Raw genomic sequence first — 5,057 nt, 5'->3', positions numbered from 1 at the left:
CCGCTGACGCGGATCACGCCGTCTTCAGGAGTTTGCGTGTTGACCGTGCGCTCGCGGCCGCCCGCGTAGCGGAAGATCGCGGGCACAGGCGCGTTTCTTGGAAACGCGAAATACGTGAACGTCCCGTCATCCCAGATGCGGGTTGGCGTAAACTCGGTCCGCGCGCTGGCACCGTAGTTGTAGTTCGGCGCTTGGGCGGCGATGGCCCGGGTCGGGCGCGCATCGTCCTCCGGATAGCGGAACTGCACCACGTAGAAGGTTGGGCTGCGGACCTCCTGGACGTTGAAGTAGTAGCTGCGGCGGTTGGTATAGACTGTCACATTGGTATGCACCCCGCGCGCCACAGGCTTGATCGCGAAGGCCTGACCGCCCGGGACGCCGTCGATCTCGAAGCCCTCGGTGTCGCCCGCGATGATCGAGCGGATGCTTTCGCCCTCGCCGAACTCGATGGTGGTCACATGGGTGAGCGACACGCTGAGACGGTAGACCTGACCCTCCTGGTAGGTGGCCAAGCGCACTCGGCTGTCGTTGGGACCGCCACGCGGGATGGCTTCGGCAGAGGCGAGGCCCGGCAACAGGGCAATGACAAAAATAAGCGATCTTATAAACAACAACGTCAGTTCTCCAATCTGTCGGAGCGGATGGAATATTCGAGAACGGTGAAGCCGAATGGATTGGTCCAGACCTCATCGATGGAGCGGCGGGTCTCCGGGCGGAACTCGAAGAGAAGCGTCGCAGTAAAGAGGCCGGTCTGGGTGCCGTTAATGGACGTCAGGCGCTTGCGCAGGCGGACCGTCGCGCGGTTGGTTCCGATCCGGTTGATGCTGAGGATTTCCACGTCGAGCCGAGCATTGGGGCCATAGACCGTCGGCGGGTAATTCTCGTTGGCGCTGTTCCAGATCTGGCGCAGCCCGCTCTCGGCAGCTCCGTCCGAGCGGCGCAGGACGCTGCGGATGCGCAGATCGTTGTCGAGCTGGTTATAGACCTCCCGGTCGGTCACATAGCGGAATACCTCCGCCTCAATGATCGCCTGGTTGGCGGTGACGGATGTGGCCCCAACGGACGCCTCGGGCAGGGCAAAACCAGTGGCGGGATCATAGGGGACAACGACGGGGGGCGGGTCGACGTCGAGGATCGAGACAGCCGCGGCACTCAGACAGCCGATGATACCGAAGACAAGGCCCATCAGGCCAAGGCGTTGCCAGAGCCGTTCGCGGCGTAAAGCACCATAGACCAGTTCTTCCTCGATGATTTCTTGTTCAGTCGCCACCCGTCATGCCCCCACGATTAGTCTGCCCGGAGGTCCGGCAAGGTGAAATCCATGAAGCGCTGCTCTTCGGCGATGGTGGCGGCATCGATCACGCCGCCGGTGCCATCGCCCACGGTCTGGATGGCTTCGAGTTGCCACATGGCGACCAGCGCAATGGCGAGCTCCGCGGTCACGCGCGTGTTGAGATCGATGCTTTCCTTGAGTTCGTCCATGTCGTCGATGAGCCCGACAAGGCGGTCTACCCGCTCGAGCGATTGGCCGGCATCCTCATAGCTGTTCTGGGCGGCGGCTGAGACGAGCGCGCCGGTGGTGGCCTGCGTCGCCACGCGGTTGGCCCCGGGATTGCCGCTCGCGGCCATTTCCGAGAGGGTGTCCTCGTCAAAGCCGAGGTCGGCCAGCACCCGGTCCATCTGGGTTTCGATCTCGCCTGCGCCGGAGCCGGACAGGCCGGAGAAATCCCCCGTCTTGATCGCCTCAATCGTGGCGAGGATGTCCCCGAACTCCTGGTCGAGTAGGCCATTGAGTTCGTCTTCCATCTCGGTGCGGATGATTTCTGGAAGCTCGGCGAGGCGGGTGAGGGCCTCGTAGGTTCTTTGCAGCTCCGCGAGTTGGTCCGTGAGAAGGCCGAGCTGTTCGCGGAGCTGCGTCAGCTGCTCGTTCTGCAGGATCTCGTCCTCGATCATCTGCCGGAGCTGCTGGATATTTTGCGTGATGTTCTGGGTGTCGACGACGGGCACGCCTTGCGCGAGGGCAGGGGATAGGGCGTCCAGATGCAGGCCAATCCCAAGCGTTGTGGCCAAGGCCGTCCTCAAGAGCAGATGTCCCATCATTCAATCCCCCTGATCGTAAAATCCATGAACGCGCCTTCGGCCATGCGGGCGCTGGCCTGGGCCAGCTCTTCGGCAGAGAGGACGCGGGTGCGTGCCGCCTGAAGCCGGATGCGGGCGGCCACGAGACGCACGAGTTCGGCGCGTGCATAGGTGTTGAGCGCGACGCTCTCCTGCACATCCTCGGTCTCGGAGATCCGCGTGACGATGTCGGAAATGCGCAGGGCGGCTTGGCGGATCGCGGCTGGTGAGTTGCTGCCATAAAAGGCTGCCCCATGACCCGTGAGCGAGAGGTTGGCATTGGCGAGAAGCGCCGGATCGATCGTGCCAAGCGCATCGATCCCTCCGATACGGCTCAGATAGAGATTGTAGCGTTCAGGGATGACCGACACGTAATGCTGGGTCTCGCGAAAGGGCGGAACGCCGCCATACTCGAAAACCCGGCCGGGTCCGGCGTTATAGGCCGCGAGGGCGTTGATGATGTTGCCATCAAATGTGTTGAGCTGGGTCGCGAGATAGCGCGCGCCGCCATGCACCTGTAGGTAGGGGCTGTCATAATATTCCGGGTTGATGCCGAGATCGCTGGCCGTGCCAGGCATGATCTGTGTGAGACCATAGGCGCCGACGGGAGACCGTGCACCGATGGTGAAACGGCTTTCCTGCCAGATCAGCGCTTGCAGCAGCGCGCGCCATTGGACGGGGGAGAGGCCTGCGCGGCCAACACCCGCAAAGCCGCTGGTTTCCTGGGCGACGCGGATGATGAGCTGCTCGATGTTCTCGACGGCGTCGCCGAACATCTGCGCACCGCCGGGATTGGGGTCGATGTCGGCATTGCCATAGGCCGCCTCGACTGACCGGGCCGGATCCCCGCTGCCGCTTTCCAGCCCCGAGACCATAGCCGGCAAGCCCTGACCGCCGAAGCTGGTCTGGGCATCGAGGATGCGTTGCAGGGTTTCCAGCTGCTCCCGTTCGATCTCGGCAATGAGTTCGCGCACGGCAAGCTTGTCGGCCTGAACGGCCAAGTCAGCCTCGCGATCGCCAGTCTCGACGATGTCACGCGCGGTCAGCCCACTGTCATTGGTCGGCACGCCCTGAGACAAGGCGAGACCGGGCAGCAGGCAAAACGCGAGGATATGAGGCAGGCTAGACTTCAATGTCGCCCTCCGGCGCGCCGAGCGGTGCGAAGTGGCAATCCTGGGCTGTCGCTGCCGTCGAGGCGAGAAAGGAAAAGCAATTAGCCTGCGGCTCCCGATACTGGGTGCAGGAGGCCAGCGCGCCGAGCGCAGCCAAAGCGACAAGAATACGGATCATGAAAGCCTCCAGAAGTCTGGGCGGTCGCGGTAATCGGCGCCGACGAGCGCCTCGCCTTTCTCCATGCCGCCAAGGATGGTGAGATTGGGCCCAAGAGCACTGAGATCGGCATCGACGACGATTGAGCCCTGATCGTCGCGGATCAGTGCGAGGCGGCTGTTGCTGCCCGTGTTGAGAAGGACGTCGAGTTCCTTCTCCGTGAGGTTCAGCATGGCGTAATCCGAGGCACTGGCGCGGATATTGGGCAGCAGGATCTGCGTCGGCACGGCCTCGACGATGGTCTTGCCGGTCCGGGTACGTTCGAGCTGGCTTGCGTATTGCGTCATCATCACCGCGACGGTGTTCTGCTTCCGCGCGGTCACCAGCCAGTTCGAGAGCCGCTCGGCGAAATATGCGTTGTCGAGCGCCTTCCAGGCCTCGTCGATCACGATGATGGTGGGGCGGCGATCCTCGATCTCGCGCTCGACCCGGCGGAAAAGATAGGACAGGACCGCCATCCGTTCCTTGTCGGCCTCGCTGTCGAGAATGCCGGTCAGATCGAAGCCCACGACATCGCCCTTGAGCGAGAACGTGTCCTCGAGGCTCTGCCCGAAGATCCAGCCGTAGCGGCCGTCCTCGGTCCACTCGAGCAGGCGCTGGTGCAGATCGCCGTCATCATCCGTAGACACAAAAAGCGATGCGAAATCCCGCCAGTTCCGCAGGGCCGGATTGGTGGCCTGGGCATTCTGGCGCACGACCTCCTGGATGCGGTTGGTCTGCGCCGGGGTCAGGGGCTTGTCGGCGCGGTAGAGCAGGGTTGTGAGCCAATCCGAGAGCCAGGCGGTGCCGCGCGCATCGGTCTCTGTCCAGAGCGGGTTGAGACCCGTGGGCTGGCCTGCGTTCAGGGAGGCGTAGCGCCCGCCATTGGCGCGTACCGCCATCTCCATGCCAAGACGGTAATCGAAGACGAAGATCCGCGCCCCTGCGCGACGGGCCTGGGTCATCAGAAAGGCTGACAGCACCGATTTGCCGGACCCGGGCCGCCCCATGATCAGGGTATGGCCGCTGGTCGGTTCTTTTTCGGGCGATCCCTGCTCGTGATAGGAAAACCGGTAGGCGCTCTGCTCCGGCGTGGGCAAATATGTGACGACCCGGCCCCAGGGGGTAAGTGCTGCAGGTTTGCCGAGCTGTGTCCGGTGGAAGGCCGCAAAATCCGCGAAGTTGCGGTTGGTGACGGCGCTGGCGCGGACGCGCTTTGGCTGGTTGCCGGGGTGCTGGCTGAGGTAATGCGCCTTGGCCGCGACCCGCTCGCCGATCATTTTCACTCCCTCGGTCGCGGCGGCGTTCACGATCTCCGCGCTGAGGGTTTGCAGCTCTTCGAGCGTTTCGCAGAAGAGTGTGACGACCATATGATGCTCGCCAAAGCTCTGGCGCTTGGCCTCGAGATCATCGGCGGCGATGTCGAGCGCTTCCAGGAGCGATAGGGCCGCGTCCTGGCTGGCCTGCATCTGGCGCTTTTGCCGCTTGATGCGGCCCGCCATGAGGTTCGAATTGATCGGCGTGAAGGAGTGGGTGACGATCATGTCGACCGGCAGGTTCAGCATGTCGAACATCGTGCAGGAGGTGCCTTCGGAATATTCCCCGATGGTGAAACTCTTGCCGTAGCGATG

6 protein-coding genes are annotated in these 5,057 nt (G+C 63.3%); all 6 read right to left on the bottom strand.

Annotated features, from left to right (window positions below; translation table 11 throughout):
- Positions 1-614 (bottom strand): TrbG/VirB9 family P-type conjugative transfer protein (locus ACSR1C_RS20270; RefSeq protein WP_460260822.1); only part of this gene is annotated, 614 nt, incomplete at its 3' end.
- Between the two features lie 2 nt (positions 615-616).
- Positions 617-1,270: a VirB8 family type IV secretion system protein gene (locus ACSR1C_RS20265; RefSeq protein ID WP_054540682.1), complete on the bottom strand. Its 654-nt coding sequence runs from the start codon at positions 1,268-1,270 to the stop codon at positions 617-619.
- A gap of 17 nt (positions 1,271-1,287) precedes the next feature.
- A complete protein-coding gene (locus ACSR1C_RS20260) occupies positions 1,288-2,097 on the bottom strand; it encodes a type IV secretion system protein (protein ID WP_054540746.1) in 810 nt (269 codons plus the stop codon).
- Positions 2,097-3,251 carry a lytic transglycosylase domain-containing protein gene (locus ACSR1C_RS20255; protein WP_173585995.1) on the bottom strand — a complete coding sequence of 385 codons (1,155 nt, stop codon included), beginning with the start codon at positions 3,249-3,251 and terminating at the stop codon, positions 2,097-2,099. The genes ACSR1C_RS20260 and ACSR1C_RS20255 overlap by 1 nt, the downstream gene beginning before the upstream one ends.
- A complete protein-coding gene (locus ACSR1C_RS20250) occupies positions 3,241-3,408 on the bottom strand; it encodes a hypothetical protein (protein WP_173585996.1) in 168 nt (55 codons plus the stop codon). Before ACSR1C_RS20250 ends, ACSR1C_RS20255 begins: the two co-directional genes overlap by 11 nt.
- Positions 3,405-5,057 (bottom strand): VirB4 family type IV secretion system protein (locus ACSR1C_RS20245; protein WP_460260821.1); only part of this gene is annotated, 1,653 nt, incomplete at its 5' end. The genes ACSR1C_RS20250 and ACSR1C_RS20245, both read right to left, overlap by 4 nt.

This window comes from Actibacterium sp. D185-2, from assembly GCF_054954595.1.
Note: the sequence above shows the minus strand (reverse complement) of the source record. Positions and strands in the feature narration are given on the sequence as shown.